We start from the raw sequence: 18,124 nt of genomic DNA on the forward strand, positions 1-18,124 counted from the left end.
TAATCTCCGCTCGTCCGGCACCACATCGGACCACGGCCCGAGCCGGGACCTAGGACCAACGTCCGATCCGGTCACGAGCCATGCACAACCGCTACAAATACTGCGTTCGGTAATCGCGCGGGGAAACCGCGGAAAGACCCGGCAATTGTTCACGTTTAGCTGTGACTTGAGTCACAAGGGGCGACAATTGTTGACCCTGTGTACCGAGTGGGCAGCGCGCTGTGATTCAGTGGCTGGGAAGCTGCTGGGACGATGCGCCGAAGAGAACCCTTGATTCGCTGCGAGGTCTCGGGGGGAGGGCGAGGATGGAGACCGAGTCGGAACCCTACGTCCGTCTTGCGTCGCTGCGACAACTGCACCGGGCCATGGCCGACATGAACACGGCCCGCAGCCTGGCGGACACGTTGCAGACCGTCGCCGACGGCGTCGTGGGCGCCCTCGGGTACGAGCTGGCCTGCGTCAACCTCGTACGCCCCGACGGTGACCTGGTGGTCGCCGCCCTGGCGGGGAACTCCGCCGCCGAGGCCCTGATCACCGGCCGGACCGGCTCCCGCGACTCCTGGGACCGCCGCCTCCAGATGGGCGAACGCTGGGGCGACCTGATCTTCATACCGCACACCGAGGGCTGGGTCCTCGACGACGACGACGTCCCGCAGTGGTACACCGACGGGCCCGCGCCCCGCTTCGAGGACGAGTGGCACCCCTCCGACCGCCTCTTCGCCCCGATGTACGCCCCCGGCCCGCAGGGCGGCGGCACCTCCGGCGAGCTGGTCGGCGTGCTCTCCGTGGACCGCCCGCGCAACGGGCGGCGGCCCGGCGCCTGGGGCCGCGAAGCGCTCCAGATGTACGCCTTCCAGGCCGCCATCGCGATCAGCAACGCCCGGCTGCGCTCCAACATGCAGCGCGCCCTGGTCCGCCTGGAGCGCGAGCAGCAGGCGCTGCGGGCCAGCGAGGAGAGCTTCCGGCAGGCCTTCGAGTACGCCCCCTCCGGCATGGCCATCGCCGAGATGGGCGGCGAACAGCACGGCCGGATCCTGCGCACCAACGACGCCCTGTGCCGGCTGCTCGGCCGCCCCGCCTCCGCGATGCGCCGCTACTGCTTCTCCGACCTGGTCCACCCCGAGGACATAGGCACCCTGCTCCGCACCTCCGCCGAGGGCGGCCGGGCCGAGCTGCGCCTGTGCCGCCGCGACGGCAGCTACGTCTGGGTCAGCCTGCGCAACTCGGTGGTCGCCGACGCCGCCGACGGCCCCCGCTTCCTCCTCACCCACGTCGAGGACATCGAGGAGCGCAAGCGCCGCGAGCTCCAGCTCGCCCACCGCGCCTCCCACGACTCGCTCACCGGACTGCCGAACTCCGCCGAGCTGCGGGCGCGGCTGTCCGCCCGGCTGTGCCAGCAGCGCCCGCAGCAGGCGCTGCCCGCCGCCGTCGACTCCATGGCCCCCTTCGAGTCCTTCGACTCCCAGGACGCCGCCTACGGCCCGCCCGCCTTCGACCGGGGGCACGACTTCGACTTCCCGCCGGGCAGCGAGGCGTACGACGGCTACGACCACCATGTGCACACCGTCGCGCCCGCCGCGGACTTCGACGACGGCTCCAAGGGGCTCGCGGTGCTCTTCTGCGACCTCGACGGCTTCAAGTCCATCAACGACCGGTTCGGCCACAACGCGGGCGACGCGGTGCTCATCGAGGTCGCCCGCCGGCTGGGCAACGGCGTGCGCGACGGCGACACCGTCGCCCGGCTCGGCGGCGACGAGTTCGTGATCCTCGCCGACGGGCTCGGCCGGGCCGACGCCCAGGACCTCGCCGTGCGGCTGCGCAACGAGATCATCCAGCCCATCCGGGCCGAGGGCCGGGCCGTGCGGGTGGGCGCCAGCTTCGGCATCGGGTGGGCGCACTGCGGAATGACCGCGGACGAAGTGTTGAAGTCCGCCGACGAGCGGATGTACGTCGAGAAACGATCTCGTCCCAAACAGCACCGCCGTGCGGGATGAAGCCCAGGTCAGTGAGTTGATGCGGTCCGCGTCACCCAATCGGGTCATCGGAAGCGGGTAGGCTCGCTCTCTCACCACTCGTACCGCACCCGATCCGCAGCTAGGAGCACCAAGGGATGACGCCCGGCAACAACGGCGCGAGCACGCCCGAGGACGACGACCCGTTCGGCTACCTCTACGCCGACGGGCAGGCCAACGGAGCCCAGCCGCCGTCCGGGGGCTACGGCTACCCGAACTCGGTCAACCGGGTGCGGCCGGTCGGGACCCGCCAGTACGGCCAGCAGGCTGCTCCCCAGGCACCGCCGCAGCAGGGCGTCTACGGGCAGCCGAGCGCCCACTACGCCGCCCCGGAGACGCTGCCCGGCGGCGCCACCACCACCCAGTCCCCGCAGCCGGGGCACGGCGGCCGGGGCAGCGGGCGCGGTCGCGGACCGAACACCAAGGGCCTCCTCATCGGCGCGATCGCCGTGGTCGCCGCGGTCGTGATCGGCATCGGCGTGGCCATGATCGGCGGCGACGACGAGGACAAGGGCGACGACCAGGCGGGCACGACGCCGACCCAGTCCCAGGACAGCACCGAGCCGAGCCCGTCGACGAGCGAGAGCGCGCAGGACGAGGTCGAGCTGCCGACGATCGACGCGAAGGCGCTCCGTCTCGACGGCGGAGCCGCTCTCGCCTCCGACGTCGAGGGCGCGCAGTCCGACGGCGGCATCTACGTGACCAACCTCAACCAGCCGGGCTCCACGGTCACCTGGACCGTCAACGGCATCCCCAAGGACGGCGCCTACACCGTCTTCGTGCGCTACAGCACGACCGACGACCCCCAGTCGATGACGCTCACCGTCAACGGCAAGCCGTTCGGCTCCAAACTGAACATGGACAACTGGGCCGGCGCCAAGGACGGCGACTTCTCCAAGGGCTGGACCAAGACCTACGCCTGGCCCACCCTCAACAAGGGCACCAACACCATCTCCGTCTCCTGCGCCGACGGCGACAAGTGCAACGTCCTGCTGGACCAGCTGTGGCTGAAGGAAGGCCAGGTCAAGGACTGACCCCTACGCCGCGTTCGCTTCCCCCGTCACCCTGACGTCGGGCAGCAGGCGTTCGTAGGCCGGGCGGTCGAAGTCGCCGGCCGTGGGGGAGAGGACCGTCGCCGCCGACAGGGCTGTCGCCCGGGCGAGGCGGTCGGGCCAGGGGCGGTGTTCCACCAGGGCCGACAGCAGACCCGCCACGACCGAGTCGCCGGCGCCGGTCGGGTTGCCGGGCAGCCGGGCCGGCGGGGCCGCGCGCCAGTGGCCCTCGGGGGTCAGCGCGAGCAGGCCCTCCGGGCCCAGGGAGGCGACCACCGTGCCCGCGCCGCGCCGGCGGGCGTCCTGGGCGGCGCGCAACGGCTCGTGGAAACCGGTGAGTTCGGCCAGCTCCTCGGCGTTCGGCTTGAGGATGTCGGGGCGCCCGGCCACCCCGCGGCGCAGCGCCGCCCCACTGGTGTCGAGGAGGACCGGTACCCCGGCCGTGCGGGCGGTGCGGACCAGCCCGGCGTAGGCGCCCACCGGGACGCCCGGCGGGAGGCTGCCGCACAGGGCCACCGCCGAGGCGGACGCCAGCAGATCCCCGTACACCGCCTGGAAGGCGGACCACTCGGCGTGAGCGATCGTCGGGCCGGGCTCGTTGAGCTGGGTGGTGGAGCCGGAGCGCGCGTCGACCACCGCGACGGTGCGGCGGGTGGGGCCCGACACCGGGACCAGCGCGTCCACCAGGCCCGGGACCTCGGTGAGCCGGTCCCGCAGGATCCGGCCCGTCGTGCCGCCCGCGAAACCGGTGACCGTCACCTCGTGGCCGAGGGCGGCGAGTACGCGGGCCACGTTGACACCCTTGCCGCCGGGGCGTTCGGTCACCTCGGAGACGCGGTGGGAGGACCCCGGCCGCAGGGACGGCACGCGATGGGTGATGTCGAGAGCGGTGTTCAGCGTCACCGTGAGGATCACCGGGCCGACCTCCCCTTTTGTCTGCGCCCGCCGTGTGGCGCGGGGTCACGATCATGCCAAACGGACGGCGGTCGGCCCACCCCCCGGACCGGCCGCCGTCCGCCGACGGCGGGACGGATCAGCCCAGTTGGGGATCGACCACCCATTCTCCCCGGCGCATCACGCCCTTGAGCACGAACTCCGCGTCCAGGACCACCAGGTCGGCGTCCTTGCCGGGCTCCAGGGAACCGATCCGGTCGTCCAGGCCGAGCAGCCGCGCCGGGTTGGCGGAGATCGCCGCGACCACGTCCTCGACGGGCAGCCCGTCCACCGTCACCGCCCGCCGGAAGGCGCGGTCCAGGGTGAGCGTGGAGCCGGCGATGGAGCCGCCCTCCACCAGCCGGGCCACGCCGTCCGCGACCTCGACCTCCATCGGGCCGAGCATGTAGCGGCCGTCGCCGAAGCCGGCCGCGTCCATCGCGTCGGTGATGAAGGCGACCCGGTCCCGGCCCGCGTGGTGGAAGGCGAGCTGGAGCGCGGCGGGGTGCAGATGCGTGCCGTCGTTGATCAGCTCGACGGTGACCCGCTCGTCCTCCAGCAGCGCGGCGATGGGGCCGGGGGCGCGGTGGCCGAGCGGGGGCATCGCGTTGAACAGGTGGGTGGCGACGGTCGCGCCCGCGTCGATGGCCGCGACCGTCTGCTCGTACGTGGCGTCCGTGTGCCCGACCGCCGCGATCACCCCGTGCTCGGCGAGCAGCCGTACGGAGTCCAGGCCGCCCGGCAGCTCGGTGGCCAGGGTCATCATCCTCGCGTGGCCGTGCGCCGCGTCGATCAGCTTGCGGACCTCGGCCGGGTCCGGGTCGCGCAGCAGTTCCTCGTTGTGCGCGCCCTTGCGGCACGGCGAGATGAACGGCCCCTCGAAGTGGATGCCGGCGATCTCCTCCTGCTGGGCGAGTTCCGCCAGCATCCCGGCGTGCCGGGCGAGGAAGGCCAGGTCGCCGGTGACGGCGGAGGCGACGACCGTGGTGGTGCCGTGCAGGCGGTGGGTGCGGACGCCCCGGAGGACGTCCTCGGCGGTGCCGCCGGCGAAGGAGGTGCCGCCGCCGCCGTGGTTGTGGATGTCGACGAACCCGGGGACCAGCCAGTGGCCGGACGCGTCGAGCGGCTCGGCCTGCCTGGGCGCGGTGGCCGCGATCCGCGTGCCCTCGACGATCACGCGGCCGTCGTCCACGATGCCGGTGGGCAGGACCACCCGGGCACCGGTGAGAACCGTGGTGGGGGCCATCAGGTGGTTACCTCCGAGGGGTCAGGGGTCGAGGGGTCAGGGGTCGAGGGGTCAGGGGTCGAGGGGGCCGGCGCAGGGGGTGCGGGGCCGGTGGTGCCGAGGAGGTCCCAGGCCAGGAGCCCCGCGCCCAGGCATCCGGCGGTGTCCCCGAGGGCCGCGGGGACCAGGGACGGCAGCTTCTGGAAGGTGACCCGCCGCCGGACGGCCTCCCGCAGCGGTGTGAACAAGGTTTCCCCCGCCTCGGCCAGCCCGCCACCGATGATCAGCGTGCGGGGGTCCAGCAGGGTGAGCGCGGTGACCAGCCCGTCGGCGAGCGCGTCCACCGCCTCCTGCCACACCCGGCGCGCCCGGACGTCCCCGGACTCGACGGCCTCGGCGCAGTCCGCCGCGTCCGCGCCCGGGTCGCCGCAGGCCGCCGCCCACGCCTCGCTCACCGCGGCGGCGGACGCGAACCGCTCCAGACAGCCGCGCTGCCCGCACGGACAGGGCGCGCCCCCGGGCCGTACGACGATGTGGCCGATCTCGCCCGCGAAGCCGTGGGCACCCGCCTCGACCCGGCCGTCGATGCCGATGGCGCCCGCGATGCCGGTGCCCAGCGGCACGAACAGGAAGCGGTCGGCGCCCCGGCCGGCGCCGATGCGGCCCTCGGCGAGCCCGCCGGCGCGGACGTCGTGGCCGAGGGCCACGGGGATGCCGCCGAGCCGTTCGGCGAGCAGGGCGCGCAGAGGGACGTCGCGCCAGCCGAGGTTGGCCGCGTAGACGGCGGTGCCGCCCGACTCGTCGACGATCCCGGGGACCGCGACACCGGCGGCGGAGGCGGCTTCGCCGTGCCGGCGGACGCCGTGGGCGCGCAGCTCGGACGCGAAGTCGAGGATGTCCGCGACCACCGCGTCCGGACCGCGGTCGCGGCGGGTGGCCCGGCGGTCCCGGTGCAGCAGCTCGCCGTCCGCCCCGACCAGGGCGGCCTTCATCGCGGTGCCGCCCACATCGAGGGCGATGACGTGTCTCACGGGGAACAGTGTGGCCCGGGGACCCTCAAGAGGTCTAGTCCACTCACGTGGTGTAGACCTTATTCCGATTATCGAAAGACGTTCGGAATGGCGCGGAGCGCCGGGGTAGGGGCAAGGCAAGTGCAGCGGCGGGTCGGGACAAGGGCGATCGCGGTGGTGTCCGCACTGGGGCTGACGGGAGTCCTCGGCGGATGCGGAGTCGGCGGCGGATCGTCGGACGTGACGCTGAGGCTGGTCGCCGCCGACTACGGCGACAGCGCGGCCAACAGCTCCGAGAAGTACTGGGCGGACCTGGTCGAGCGGTACGAGGCCGAGCACCCCGACGTGAAGATCGACGTCAGCGTCCACTCCTGGAGCGACGTCGACCGCAAGGTCAGGGAGATGGTCGACGCGGGCGACCCGCCGGACCTGGCACAGATCGGCGCCTACGCCGACTACGCGGCCGCGGGCAAGCTCTACAAGGCCGGTGACCTGCTCTCCATCCCCGTGCAGGCGGACTTCCTCTCGCAGCTGTCCACCGCGGGCGAGGTCAACAGCGTGCAGTACGGGATGCCGTTCGCCTCCTCCACGCGCGTGCTCTTCTACAACAAGGAGCTGTTCGCCGAGGCCGGCATCACCCCGCCGAAGACCTGGGAGGAGCTCGCCGCCGGCGCCGAGGCGCTCAAGGCGGAGGGCGTGAAGTACCCGTACGCGCTGCCGCTCGGCCCGGAGGAGGCGCAGGCCGAGACCATGCAGTGGCTGCTCAGCGGCGAGGGCGGCTACACCGACATCACGGGCACCTACAGCATCGACTCCGTGCAGAACGTCCAGACCTTCACCTGGCTGAAGGACGAGCTGGTCGGCAAGGGCCTCACCGGGCCGGTGGCGCCCGGCAAGCTGGACCGGGCCGCCGCGTTCGCCGCGTTCGCGGCCGGTGACGTCGGCATGCTCAACGGGCACCCCTCGCTGATGGGGATGGCCGAGAAGAAGGGCGTGAAGTTCGGCATGGTGCCGACGCCCGGTGTGGACGGCGAGAGCCCCTCCACGCTCGGTGTCGCCGACTGGATGATGGCCTTCAACCAGAACGGCCACCGCGACCAGGTGGGCGACTTCCTCGACTTCGTCTACAGCGAGGAGAACGTGCTCGACTTCTCCCGCGAGTACAACCTGCTGCCGGTCACCAACTCCGCGTCCCGCGCGATGGCCGCGTCCGACGAGGACAAGGACCTCAAGCCGTTCCTCGACCAGCTGCCGGCCTCGGAGCTCTACCCGGTCGGCAACACCTCCTGGGCGGCGGTCAACGCGGCGGTCAAGAAGCAGATCGGCAAGGCGGTCGCCCCGAACGGCAGCCCCGAGGGCGTCCTGGGCGGGCTCCAGGCGACGGCGACGCGCGCGGAGAGCGCGGAGTAGCCTGCGGGACATGGACGTGGGGGACGCGAGGGACGAGGGGCACGACGAGCACGGCGGGGCCGGGCAGCTGGCCCGGCGCGAGCGGGACATCCTCGCGCTGGAACGCCGGGGCTTCACCGGCCCCGGTGTGAAGGAGCGGGCGATCCGCGAGGAACTGGGCCTGGCCCCGGTCCGCTACTACCAGCTCCTCAACGCCCTCCTCGACGACCCCCGCGCCCTCGCCCACGACCCGGTGACGGTGAACCGCCTGCGCCGCATCCGGGACACCCGGCGCTCGGAACGCTGAACGGCCCCGCCGGCGCCCGCGGGGCCGTTACCGAGGGCGAGACTCAGGTGCCGGTGCAGGAGCCGGGCGGCGCGTGCCGCCTGCCCGCCGTCACCCGCCGGCCTGCGCCCGCGGCCGTCGCGCCGAACACGGCCGGTCGCGCGGTGTGCGGACCCAGGTGCGCAGGGCGCGGGCGCGGGTGTGCGACGGGGTGCCCCTGTCCGACGGAGCGCCCGTGTCCGGCACGGTGCCGTGCGTGCCCGTCAGGGCAGCCTGTCCGCCAGTGCCCGCAGCAGCCGTACGACCCCCTCGGGGCCGTCGACCACCACGTCGGCGCGGTCGCGCAGCTCCGTGACCTCGTCGCTGCCGCTGCACACCAGCAGCCCCGGCACACCGGTGTCGCGGAGCTTGTCGACGGCGGTGTAGGCGGGGAGGTCGCCCAGGTCGTCACCGGCGTACAGGACCGACCCGGCGCCGATCTGCCGGGCGTACTCCGTGAGGGCGACGCCCTTGTCCATGCCGGGCGGGCGCAGCTCCAGGACCATGCGGCCCGGCTCGACGATCAGGCCGTGCCGGGTGGCGAGGTCGGTCAGCGGCTCGCGCAGCGCCTCGAAGGCGGCCTGCGGATCGCCGGCCCGGCGGGTGTGGACGGCCACCGCCCGCCCCTTCTCCTCGATCCAGGTCCCCTGCCACGCGCCGACCCGGTCCAGCAGCCCCGGCAGCTCCGCACGGGCGGCGGCGACACCGGGGTGCGGGGCGGGCGCGCTGACCGTACCGGTGACGGCGTCCCAGCGCTCGGCGCCGTAGTGGCCGAGAACGACGAGGTGCTCCAGACCGGGGACGCCCGCGAAGCCGCCGTTGCGCACCGCGACGCCCGCCGGCCGGCCGGTGACGACCGCGACCGAGGCCACCTTCGGCGCGAGGGCGGCGAGCGCGGCCACCGCGTCGGGGTGGGCGCGGGCCTGCTCGGGGTCGGCCACGATCGGCGCGAGCGTGCCGTCGAAGTCGAGCCCGACCAACGCCTTGTCCGGCCGTGCGAGAAGGGCCTCCAGCCCTTCCCGGCCGGCCCGCGCGGCGGGCGTCGGCAGGTCGTCGGTGGCACGTGTGTCCGGGGTCTTCGGGTCCGTGGAATCCGTAGGGCTGCCCATACGCCTCAACCTATCCACGCCCGCGCGTTCGCACGCCTGCCTGACCGGTCGTACCGGTCAGGCGGGCGGCTGCTCCCGCAGCGCGTTCAGCTGGTCCAGGAACCACCGGGCCGGGGGGAGCGCGGTCGCCGCCGCGGCCAGGCGCTTGCCGCGGTCGGCGCGCTCCTCCGCCCCCATGGTCAGGGCCTCGTGGAGGGCGCGGGCGGTGTCGACGACGTCGTAGGGGTTGACGGTGATCGCGTCCTCGCCCAGCTCCTCGTGGGCGCCCGCCTCCCGGGACAGCACCAGCGCGCAGCCCGCGTCGGAGACGACCGGGACCTCCTTGGCGACCAGGTTCATGCCGTCGCGGATCGGGTTGACCAGGGCCACGTCCGCCAGCCGGTACGCGGCCAGGGAGCGCGCGAAGTCGTCCTTGACGTGCAGCACGACCGGCCGCCAGCCGGGCGTGCCGAACCGCTCGTTGATCTCCTCCGCCACCCGTCGCACCTCGGCGGTGTAGTCGCGGTACACGGCGAGGTCCTGCCGGGAGGGGTAGGCGAAGGCGACGTGCACGACGCGCTCGCGCCACTCGGGGTGGTCCTCCAGGAGCTGCCGGTACGCCAGCAGACCGCGCACGATGTTCTTCGACAGCTCGGTGCGGTCGACCCGGACGACGGTCCGGCGTGCCCCGCCGTCGGGGGCCGTGCCGATCTCCTCCCGCAGCGCGGCGATCCGCTCCTCGACGTCCGGTTCGTGGGAACGGGCGCGCAGGAAGTCGGCGTCCGCGCCCAGCCCGTGCACCCCGATCCGGGTGTCCCCGAGCCCGCCCGCGAACCGCTCGCAGCACGCGGTGAACGCGTCCGCCCAGCGGTGGGTGAGGAAGCCGAGCCGGTCGGCGCCCAGCATCCCGCGCAGCACCTGCTCGGCGATGTCGTCGGGCAGCATCCGGAAGTACTCCGGCGGCGCCCAGGGGGTGTGCGAGAAGTGACCGATGCGCAGATCGGGGCGGAGCGCGCGGAGCATGCCCGGGACCAGCGTCAGGTGGTAGTCCTGCACGACCACCGCGGCGCCCTGCGCGGCCTCCTCGGCCAGCGCCTCGGCGAACGCGCGGTTGTAGTCCTCGTACGACGCCCACTGCCGGCGGAACTCCGCGTCGAAGACCGGCTCCAGGGGGGTCTGGTACAGCATGTGGTGCACGAGCCACAGCACCGAGTTGGCGATCCCGTTGTACGCGTCCGCGTGCACGCCCGCGGGGATGTCCAGCATCCGCACGCCGTCCTCGCCGACGCCGCGCCGCACGGCCTCGCGGTCGCCGTCGGACAGCGCCGAGCACACCCACAGCGCCCCCGCCTCCGGCCCGATCGCGGAGAGCCCGGACACCAGCCCGCCGCCGCCCCGCCTGGCCCGCAGCGAACCGTCCTCCCGCACCTCGTACGACACGGGCCCCCGATTGGAGGCGACCAGCACCTGAGCAGCACCGAACCTTGAAGCCATACGCCTCAACCTAGCCCGGCCCCCGGAACCTCAAACGTGCCGGCCGGCCGTATACGACGGCTCAGGCCACCCGGCGTGCCTGGTACTCCGCGATCTCCCTCATCGGGGGGCGTTCCTCGGTGTCGACGGAGTAGGTGCGGGGTTCGAAGTTGTCGCCCATGCGCTCGAACTGGGTCAGGGACGGCCGGATCAGATGGCCGCGGGCCAGGCGGAGCTGGGCGGTGCGGTAGATCGCGGCGGCCATCCGGCCGAGGGCCTGGCCGTCCTGGTGGCGGTGTTTGCGGACCCCGACGTCGACCTGGGCCAGGGCGTCCAGGCCGACCAGGTGCAGGGCGTCGACCAGCATGCCCAGCTCGACGCCGTACCCGACGGGGAAGGGGAGCTGTTCCAGGAGGGTGCGGCGGGCCGCGTACTCGCCGCCCAGCGGCTGGACGAAGCCGGCCAGCCGGGGCCAGTGCATGTTCAGCAGCGGGCGGGCCATCAGCTCCGTCACCCGGCCGCCCTGGCCGGCGGCGGCCGTGCCGGAGGCGGGTCCGTCGGACACCGTGAGGGGACGGTCGTACATGGCCTTGACCAGGTGCACGTCCGGGTCGGTGAGGAGCGGGCCGACGATGCCGGAGACGAAGTCGGCGGAGAAGTCCCGCAGGTCCGCGTCGACGAAGCAGACGATGTCGCCGGAGGTGACCAGCAGGGACCGCCACAGCACCTCGCCCTTGCCGGGCACCGCCGGTATCCGGGGCAGGATCGCGTCCCGGTGCACCACGGTGGCGCCCGCCGCCGCCGCCACCTCGGCCGTGCGGTCGGTCGAGCCCGAGTCGACCACCACGACCTCGTCGACCAGCGGGGCCCGCTCCACCAGCTCGCGCCGGATGACCGACACGATCGAGCCGACCGTCGCCTCCTCGTTGAGCGCGGGCAGCACCACGCTCACCGTCTGGCCCGTGGCGCGCTTCGCGGCCAGGACCCGGTGGAGCGGGCGGTCGGCCACCGACCAGGAACGGTCGGCCAGCCAGCGCTCGACTTCTTCCAGCACGACTCCCGGGCTCCTCACTGGCCTGTGATCCATCTCGCGGTTCGGACGACTATCTCAACCATGCAGGCCGTCGGTTACAGTCTTGAACAACGCCGATGACCACCGCATGCCGGGGTCGTGGCGCCCACAACTGAACACCGCTCATCCAGAGGGGCAGAGGGATACGGCCCGATGAAGCCCCGGCAACCCTCCAGTCGGTTCTTGTCACACGGACGTGGCGAGGCTCCCGGCTAGGGAAGGTGCCAAATCCGTCTCACGGCGAGATGCGTCGTGAGGAAGATGAGGAGAAAGGGCCTCGCCTCACATGGCTGTGCAGACCGTTGCAAGCACCACCGATTCCGCCGCCGGCACCTCCGTCGACCTGGGCCCCGCCGCCGCGCTCTCCTGTCGCGAATGCGGCCACCGCGTCCCCCTCGGCCCCGTCTTCGCCTGCGAGGAGTGTTTCGGCCCGCTGGAGATCGCCTACGACTTCTCGGCCTACGACACCGAGGAGCTCCGCAAGCGGATCGAGGCGGGCCCCGCGAACATCTGGCGCTACGCGCCGCTGCTCCCCGTCCCGGCGGACGTGGCGACCAAGCCGAACATCAACCCCGGCTGGACCAAGCTCGTCCAGGCCGACAACCTCGCGCGTGAGCTCGGTGTCGACGCCGGCAAGCTGTTCGTGAAGGACGACTCCGGCAACCCGACGCACTCCTTCAAGGACCGCGTCGTCGCCCAGGCCATCGAGGCCGCCCGCGCCTTCGGCTTCACCACCCTGTCCTGCTCCTCCACCGGCAACCTCGCCGGCGCCGTCGGCGCCGCCGCCGCCCGGGCCGGCTTCCGTTCCTGCGTGTTCATCCCGCACGACCTGGAGCAGGGCAAGGTCGTCATGGCCGCCGTCTACGGCGGCGAGCTCGTCGGCATCGAGGGCAACTACGACGACGTGAACCGCTTCTGCTCCGAGCTGATCGGCGACCCGGCCGGCGAGGGCTGGGGCTTCGTCAACGTCAACCTGCGGCCCTACTACGCGGAGGGCTCCAAGACGCTCGCGTACGAGATCTGCGAGCAGCTCGGCTGGCGGTTGCCCGACCAGATCGTCGTCCCGATCGCCTCCGGCTCGCAGCTCACGAAGATCGACAAGGGTCTGCGGGAGCTGATCGAACTCGGTCTGGTCGAGGACAAGCCGTACAAGATCTTCGGCGCGCAGGCCGAGGGCTGCTCGCCGGTCTCCACCGCGTACAAGGCCGGCCACGACGTCGTCCGCCCGCAGAAGCCGAACACCATCGCCAAGTCGCTGGCGATCGGCAACCCGGCGGACGGGCCGTACGTGCTCGACATCGCGCGGCGCACCGGCGGTGCGGTGGAGGACGTGACGGACGAGCAGGTCGTCGACGCGATCGGGCTGCTCGCGCGGACGGAGGGCATCTTCGCGGAGACCGCGGGCGGTGTGACGGTCGGCGTGACCAGGAAGCTCCTGGAGAGCGGGGCGCTGGACCCGTCGCTGACGACGGTGGTCCTCAACACGGGTGACGGTCTGAAGACGCTCGACGCGGTGGCCGGGACGGGCATGACCGCGACGATCCGCCCCACCCTGGAGTCGTTCCGCGAGGCCGGGCTCGTTTAGCAGGCCGTTCCATCCGACCGGAGGTTTTCCAAGTGAGCGTTACCGTCCGCATCCCGACCATCCTGCGCACCTACACCGGTGGGCAGGCCGAGGTGAACGCCGAGGGGGCCACCCTGGGCGAGGTCATCGAGGACCTGGAGAAGAACCACACCGGCATCGCCGCCCGGGTCCTGGACGACCAGGGCAAGCTGCGCCGGTTCGTCAACGTCTACGTCAACGACGACGACGTCCGCTTCGAGCAGGGCCTGGAGACCGCCACCCCCGACGGCGCCGGCGTCTCCATCATCCCGGCGGTCGCCGGCGGCTGATCATTACCATCGGTAATGGCGGTTACCGAACGTTCAGGACATTGCCCCCTCCGTAAGAGAAGCGGAGGGGGCAATTCCATTGGGTTGAGCGCGGTAGAGTTGGGGAACGCGCTCCCGGTCCACTGATCGGAAACCCTGAATTCCTGCCGTACGCCCGACTGGATGTAGCCAAAGTGCGGGCACCTTCCGTGGCATTTGCGGCCTTTGCGTGGCCCGACTTGCCCAGAATTCAGGCGAATTCTCGCCATATTCCGGACCGCCCGCGTCCAGATTTCTCGTCCGATTGACCTGTTGCAGACGGCAGTTGGACAGATACATTCGGCCGCGGTCGACGCGTTCCGGCGCACGCCCCCAACCGTTTGGGGGGTGAGGTCTGACCCGGATCCGCGAAGTGTGGATCTGTGCAAGGGCCAGTAATAGGGGAGTTAGGCATGGCTCAGGGCACCGTCAAGTGGTTCAACGCGGAGAAGGGGTACGGCTTCATCGCGGTCGACGGTGGTGCGGATGTTTTCGTCCACTACAGCGCGATCCAGATGGACGGCTACCGCACCCTCGAAGAAGGCCAGCGGGTCGAGTTCGAGATCTCGCAGGGTCAGAAGGGCCCGCAGGCCGACATGGTTCGTCTCAGCGCCTGAACGCGCTACCAGCCGCAAGCATCTTCTGCCGACGAAGGGCCCGCACCTCCCGGGGTGCGGGCCCTTCGCCGTGCCCGCACGCGCCGGAGAGGGGGCCCGCGGTCGTGTCCGTGCGCGGCCCGAAGGGGCCCGGCGCCGTGTTCGCGGGCGGCGGAGAGCGCCCGCCGGCCCCGGAAGGGCGCTTGCACTCGGGTGGGTCGAGTGCTAATCATTGCGTTAGCACTCTGAAGGTGAGAGTGACAACGTAAGGACCGGGTCGGTGAGGCCCGCAGGCCGTGTGGGGCAAGGAACCACGGGCCGGCGAGCCGTCCGTCGCGGGCGCGGGCGCGGTCCGAAGGAATCACCCCCAGTCCTGGAGGGACCACTTCACATGGCCAAGATCATCGCGTTCGACGAGGAGGCGCGGCGCGGCCTCGAGCGCGGCATGAACCAGCTCGCGGACGCCGTGAAGGTGACGCTCGGCCCCAAGGGCCGCAACGTCGTCCTCGAGAAGAAGTGGGGCGCCCCCACGATCACCAACGATGGTGTGTCCATCGCCAAGGAGATCGAGCTCGAGGACCCGTACGAGAAGATCGGCGCCGAGCTGGTCAAGGAAGTCGCCAAGAAGACGGACGACGTCGCCGGTGACGGTACGACCACCGCGACCGTCCTCGCCCAGGCCCTGGTCAAGGAGGGCCTGCGCAACGTCGCCGCCGGCGCCAACCCGATGGCTCTGAAGCGCGGTATCGAGAAGGCCGTCGAGGCCGTCTCCGGTGCCCTGCTGGAGCAGGCGAAGGATGTCGAGACCAAGGAGCAGATCGCCTCCACGGCCTCCATCTCCGCCGCCGACACCCAGATCGGCGAGCTCATCGCCGAGGCCATGGACAAGGTCGGCAAGGAAGGCGTCATCACCGTCGAGGAGTCCCAGACCTTCGGTCTGGAGCTGGAGCTCACCGAGGGTATGCGCTTCGACAAGGGCTACATCTCGGCGTACTTCGCCACCGACATGGAGCGTATGGAGGCCGTCCTCGACGACCCGTACATCCTGATCGCGAACTCCAAGATCTCCAACGTCAAGGACCTGCTCCCGCTCCTGGAGAAGGTCATGCAGTCGGGCAAGCCGCTGCTGATCATCGCCGAGGACGTCGAGGGCGAGGCCCTGTCGACCCTGGTCGTCAACAAGATCCGCGGCACCTTCAAGTCCGTCGCCGTCAAGGCCCCGGGCTTCGGCGACCGCCGCAAGGCCATGCTCGGCGACATCGCCATCCTCACCGGCGGCGAGGTCATCTCCGAGGAGGTCGGTCTCAAGCTGGAGAACGCCACCCTCGACCTGCTGGGCAAGGCCCGCAAGGTGGTCATCACCAAGGACGAGACCACCATCGTCGACGGTGCCGGCTCGGCCGACCAGGTCCAGGGCCGGGTGAACCAGATCCGCGCCGAGATCGAGAACAGCGACTCGGACTACGACCGCGAGAAGCTGCAGGAGCGCCTGGCGAAGCTCGCCGGCGGTGTCGCGGTCATCAAGGCCGGTGCCGCCACCGAGGTGGAGCTCAAGGAGCGCAAGCACCGCATCGAGGACGCCGTGCGCAACGCCAAGGCGGCCGTCGAGGAGGGCATCGTCGCCGGTGGTGGCGTGGCCCTGCTCCAGGCCTCCCAGGTGTTCGAGAAGCTGGAGCTCGAGGGTGACGAGGCGACCGGCGCCAACGCCGTGCGCATCGCCCTGGAGGCCCCGCTGAAGCAGATCGCCGTCAACGCCGGCCTCGAGGGCGGTGTCGTGGTGGAGAAGGTGCGCAACCTGACCCCGGGCCACGGCCTGAACGCCGCGACCGGCGAGTACGTCGACCTGGTCAAGGAAGGCATCATCGACCCGGCGAAGGTGACCCGCTCTGCCCTGCAGAACGCCGCCTCCATCGCCGCGCTCTTCCTCACCACCGAGGCCGTCATCGCCGACAAGCCGGAGAAGGCCGCGGCCCCGGCCGGCGGCGGCATGCCGGGCGGTGACATGGACTTCTGATCCTCCCGAGGATCGGATCCGTCCGTCGCGTACCGAGGGCGGCGCTCCCTGTTCGACAGGGGGTGCCGCCCTCGGGCGTTCTCAGGCGGTGCACCACGGGACGCGGCGGACGTGCGGGGCCGGACCCTCGGGGCACAGGCCACGCAGCACCGCCTTTGCGGACCGCGCGCCAGGTGCGCGGCGAGCACACCAGCCGGACGCGCAGCTCCACCGGTTCGCGCCCGCCGCCGTCGTCGCCCGGGTGCTCCACCGCCCACTGCTCCGCCAGGTGGTCGTAGAGGTACGCGGTCGTCCGCCCGCTGCCGGGCAGGGTGCGCAGGACGCTCCGCCCGACGGGCCGGGCACCGTGCGCCGCCACGGCCTCGTCGACGAGGGCGCCGGCCCACGCCAGTCCCTCCTCGTCCGCGTACAGGCCGAGGCGCAGGGTGCGTGTCCTGCTCATGCCGTGCCGGGCCGGAGGTGTGCGGTGGTGGTCATGCCGGTCATGGCGGTCATCGTGGGCCCGGCGCGTCCCGTGGCGCCAGGGATCTCGCGCCGGTGACCGGGATCACACCCGGGTGACCGCGGGTCGACGGAATGCCTTTCGCCGCTTACCGGTTGGCGTGGAGGCGTGCTTCATGCACGCGCACATACCGTCCGGTACCCAGCGAGGAGCCCCCACGTGACCGTCACCGCCTCGGACACGGCGTCCCGAGCCGCCGCCGTCCTGTCCCGGCCCGCCGTGATCAACGGCCTGACCGTGCCCAACCGCATCGCCATGGCGCCGATGACGCGCATGTTCTCGCCCGGCGGGGTCCCCGGTGAGGACGTCGTGTCGTACTACTCCCGCCGTGCCGCCGCCGGTGTCGGCCTCATCGTCACCGAGGGCACGTACGTCGGCCACGAGTCCGCCGGGCAGAGCGACCGGGTGCCGCGGTTCCACGGCGAGGAGCAGCTGGCCGGGTGGGCGAAGGTCGCCGAGGAGGTGCACGCGGCGGGCGGCACGATCGTCCCGCAGCTGTGGCACATCGGCATGGTCCGCGAGCAGGGACAGGCGCCGTACCCGGACGCCCCGGCGGTCGGCCCGTCCGGCGTGCGCACGGACGGCACCGAGGGCACGGGCAAGGCGATGACGCGGGCCGACATCGACGCCGTCGTCGCCGCGTTCGCCCAGGCCGCCGCCGACGCCGAGCGCATCGGCTTCGACGGTGTCGAGCTGCACGGCGCCCACGGCTACCTCATCGACCAGTTCCTGTGGTCCGGCACCAACCGCCGCGCCGACGCCTACGGCGGCGACCCGGTCGCCCGTGCGACGTTCGCGGCGGAGATCGTCGCGGCGGTCCGCGAGCGGGTCTCGCCGGAGTTCCCCGTCATCTTCCGCTACTCGCAGTGGAAGCAGGACGCCTACGACGCCCGCCTCGCCGAGACGCCCCAGGAGCTGGAGGCGATCCTCGCCCCGCTCGCCGCGGCCGGCGTCGACGCCTTCCACGCGTCCACGCGCCGCTACTGGGTCCCGGAGTTCGACGGCTCGGACCTCAACCTGGCCGGCTGGACGAAGAAGCTGACCGGGAAGCCCACCATCACCGTCGGCTCGGTCGGCCTCGACGGCGAGTTCCTCAAGGCCTTCCAGGGGGAGGGCGCCAAGGTGGGCGACCTCGGCAACCTGCTCGACCGCATGGAGCGGGACGAGTTCGACCTGGTCGCCGTGGGCCGCGCGCTGCTCCAGGACCCGCAGTGGGCGGCCAAGGTGCTGAACGGCCGCTTCGACGAACTGGCGCCGTACGACGCGGCTTCGCTGCAGACGCTGAGCTGAGCTTCGGTGAGGTGAGCCTTGGTGAGGTGAGCTTCGGTGAGCTGAGCCTCGGTGAGCTGAGGTGAGCTGAGCGGTGCGGCCGGGCGGTTCCGGGTTCGGTCCCGGGTCCGTCCGGCCCGGGGCCTCCGCTGACCGCCTGGGGCGGCCGTCTCCGAGTGTTCACTTGCTTAAGTCAAACAATCTCCATATGGTTGCCTGAGTCAAGTAGTTTTCCAGGCCCGAGTCACGGAGA

The 18,124-nt window shown here is 72.0% G+C and carries 15 protein-coding genes and 1 riboswitch; of the genes, 9 read left to right on the forward strand and 6 right to left on the reverse strand.

Annotated features, from left to right (window positions below; genetic code table 11):
* Window positions 1–305 precede the first annotated feature (305 nt).
* Both cdgB and FHX78_RS18835 read left to right on the forward strand, forming a co-directional pair.
* On the forward strand, window positions 306–1,994 hold the full coding sequence (gene cdgB, locus FHX78_RS18830; RefSeq protein ID WP_145868589.1) for a diguanylate cyclase CdgB: 1,689 nt from the start codon (window positions 306–308) through the stop codon (window positions 1,992–1,994).
* A gap of 116 nt (window positions 1,995–2,110) precedes the next feature.
* Window positions 2,111–3,046: a carbohydrate-binding protein gene (locus tag FHX78_RS18835; RefSeq protein WP_145868590.1), complete on the forward strand. Its 936-nt coding sequence runs from the start codon at window positions 2,111–2,113 to the stop codon at window positions 3,044–3,046.
* A 3-nt stretch (window positions 3,047–3,049) separates the two neighbouring features.
* Here FHX78_RS18835 and FHX78_RS18840 read toward each other — a convergent pair whose 3' ends face one another.
* The 3 genes from FHX78_RS18840 to FHX78_RS18850 all read right to left on the reverse strand — a co-directional run bounded on the left by FHX78_RS18840 (window position 3,050) and on the right by FHX78_RS18850 (window position 6,253).
* The gene (locus FHX78_RS18840) at window positions 3,050–3,979 is read right to left on the reverse strand and encodes a 1-phosphofructokinase family hexose kinase (RefSeq protein WP_145868591.1); all 930 of its coding nucleotides are present in this window, start codon (window positions 3,977–3,979) and stop codon (window positions 3,050–3,052) included.
* Window positions 3,980–4,097: 118 nt separating this feature from the next.
* A complete protein-coding gene (nagA, locus tag FHX78_RS18845) occupies window positions 4,098–5,243 on the reverse strand; it encodes an N-acetylglucosamine-6-phosphate deacetylase (protein ID WP_145868592.1) in 1,146 nt (381 codons plus the stop codon).
* Entirely contained in the window at window positions 5,243–6,253 is a 1,011-nt protein-coding gene (locus FHX78_RS18850; RefSeq protein ID WP_268257185.1) for an ROK family protein, read from the reverse strand. Before FHX78_RS18850 ends, nagA begins: the two co-directional genes overlap by 1 nt.
* Window positions 6,254–6,340: 87 nt before the next feature.
* Between FHX78_RS18850 and FHX78_RS18855 the strand changes: the two genes are divergently transcribed.
* Entirely contained in the window at window positions 6,341–7,642 is a 1,302-nt protein-coding gene (locus FHX78_RS18855; RefSeq protein WP_145868593.1) for an extracellular solute-binding protein, read from the forward strand.
* Between the two features lie 10 nt (window positions 7,643–7,652).
* Window positions 7,653–7,928, forward strand: coding sequence for a DUF3263 domain-containing protein (locus FHX78_RS18860; RefSeq protein WP_145868594.1), 276 nt, complete (start codon window positions 7,653–7,655; stop codon window positions 7,926–7,928).
* Window positions 7,929–8,170: 242 nt separating this feature from the next.
* Here the strand turns inward: FHX78_RS18860 and otsB are convergent, their stop codons facing one another.
* The 3 genes from otsB to FHX78_RS18875 all read right to left on the reverse strand — a co-directional run bounded on the left by otsB (window position 8,171) and on the right by FHX78_RS18875 (window position 11,561).
* Window positions 8,171–9,055 carry a trehalose-phosphatase gene (gene otsB / locus FHX78_RS18865; RefSeq protein WP_145868595.1) on the reverse strand — a complete coding sequence of 295 codons (885 nt, stop codon included), beginning with the start codon at window positions 9,053–9,055 and terminating at the stop codon, window positions 8,171–8,173.
* A gap of 57 nt (window positions 9,056–9,112) precedes the next feature.
* The gene (locus FHX78_RS18870) at window positions 9,113–10,528 is read right to left on the reverse strand and encodes an alpha,alpha-trehalose-phosphate synthase (UDP-forming) (RefSeq protein ID WP_189908546.1); all 1,416 of its coding nucleotides are present in this window, start codon (window positions 10,526–10,528) and stop codon (window positions 9,113–9,115) included.
* A 61-nt stretch (window positions 10,529–10,589) separates the two neighbouring features.
* Complete coding sequence (locus FHX78_RS18875) at window positions 10,590–11,561, reverse strand: glucosyl-3-phosphoglycerate synthase (protein WP_145868596.1); 972 nt, start codon at window positions 11,559–11,561, stop codon at window positions 10,590–10,592.
* 138 nt (window positions 11,562–11,699) lie between these two features.
* Window positions 11,700–11,847: riboswitch (SAM riboswitch) on the forward strand.
* 18 nt (window positions 11,848–11,865) lie between these two features.
* Between FHX78_RS18875 and thrC the strand changes: the two genes are divergently transcribed.
* The 5 genes from thrC to FHX78_RS18905 all read left to right on the forward strand — a co-directional run bounded on the left by thrC (window position 11,866) and on the right by FHX78_RS18905 (window position 17,892).
* Window positions 11,866–13,164 (forward strand): threonine synthase, encoded by a 1,299-nt coding sequence (gene thrC, locus FHX78_RS18880; protein WP_145868597.1) that lies wholly within the window; start codon window positions 11,866–11,868, stop codon window positions 13,162–13,164.
* Window positions 13,165–13,196: 32 nt separating this feature from the next.
* Complete coding sequence (locus FHX78_RS18885; protein ID WP_145868598.1) at window positions 13,197–13,472, forward strand: ubiquitin-like small modifier protein 1; 276 nt, start codon at window positions 13,197–13,199, stop codon at window positions 13,470–13,472.
* Window positions 13,473–13,903: 431 nt separating this feature from the next.
* Window positions 13,904–14,107, forward strand: a complete 204-nt coding sequence (locus tag FHX78_RS18890) for a cold-shock protein (RefSeq protein ID WP_004929928.1) — start codon at window positions 13,904–13,906, stop codon at window positions 14,105–14,107.
* Between the two features lie 370 nt (window positions 14,108–14,477).
* Window positions 14,478–16,100, forward strand: a complete 1,623-nt coding sequence (gene groL / locus FHX78_RS18895; RefSeq protein WP_142194639.1) for a chaperonin GroEL — start codon at window positions 14,478–14,480, stop codon at window positions 16,098–16,100.
* A 661-nt stretch (window positions 16,101–16,761) separates the two neighbouring features.
* Window positions 16,762–17,892, forward strand: a complete 1,131-nt coding sequence (locus tag FHX78_RS18905) for an NADH:flavin oxidoreductase (RefSeq protein ID WP_145868599.1) — start codon at window positions 16,762–16,764, stop codon at window positions 17,890–17,892.
* Window positions 17,893–18,124: the final 232 nt, after the last annotated feature.

Origin of the sequence: Streptomyces capillispiralis (genome assembly GCF_007829875.1) — a bacterium.
Taxonomy (GTDB): domain Bacteria; phylum Actinomycetota; class Actinomycetes; order Streptomycetales; family Streptomycetaceae; genus Streptomyces; species Streptomyces capillispiralis.

Excerpts from the sequence above, each read along its gene's own strand:
- cdgB (WP_145868589.1), top strand. The coding sequence starts at position 306 with ATGGAGACCGAGTCGGAACCCTACGTCCGTCTTGCGTCGCTGCGACAA.
- FHX78_RS18835 (WP_145868590.1), top strand. The coding sequence starts at position 2,111 with ATGACGCCCGGCAACAACGGCGCGAGCACGCCCGAGGACGACGACCCG.
- nagA (WP_145868592.1), bottom strand. The coding sequence starts at position 5,243 with ATGGCCCCCACCACGGTTCTCACCGGTGCCCGGGTGGTCCTGCCCACC.
- FHX78_RS18855 (WP_145868593.1), top strand. The coding sequence starts at position 6,341 with ATGGCGCGGAGCGCCGGGGTAGGGGCAAGGCAAGTGCAGCGGCGGGTC.
- FHX78_RS18860 (WP_145868594.1), top strand. The coding sequence starts at position 7,653 with ATGGACGTGGGGGACGCGAGGGACGAGGGGCACGACGAGCACGGCGGG.
- otsB (WP_145868595.1), bottom strand. The coding sequence starts at position 9,055 with ATGGGCAGCCCTACGGATTCCACGGACCCGAAGACCCCGGACACACGT.
- FHX78_RS18870 (WP_189908546.1), bottom strand. The coding sequence starts at position 10,528 with ATGGCTTCAAGGTTCGGTGCTGCTCAGGTGCTGGTCGCCTCCAATCGG.
- thrC (WP_145868597.1), top strand. The coding sequence starts at position 11,866 with ATGGCTGTGCAGACCGTTGCAAGCACCACCGATTCCGCCGCCGGCACC.
- FHX78_RS18890 (WP_004929928.1), top strand. The coding sequence starts at position 13,904 with ATGGCTCAGGGCACCGTCAAGTGGTTCAACGCGGAGAAGGGGTACGGC.
- groL (WP_142194639.1), top strand. The coding sequence starts at position 14,478 with ATGGCCAAGATCATCGCGTTCGACGAGGAGGCGCGGCGCGGCCTCGAG.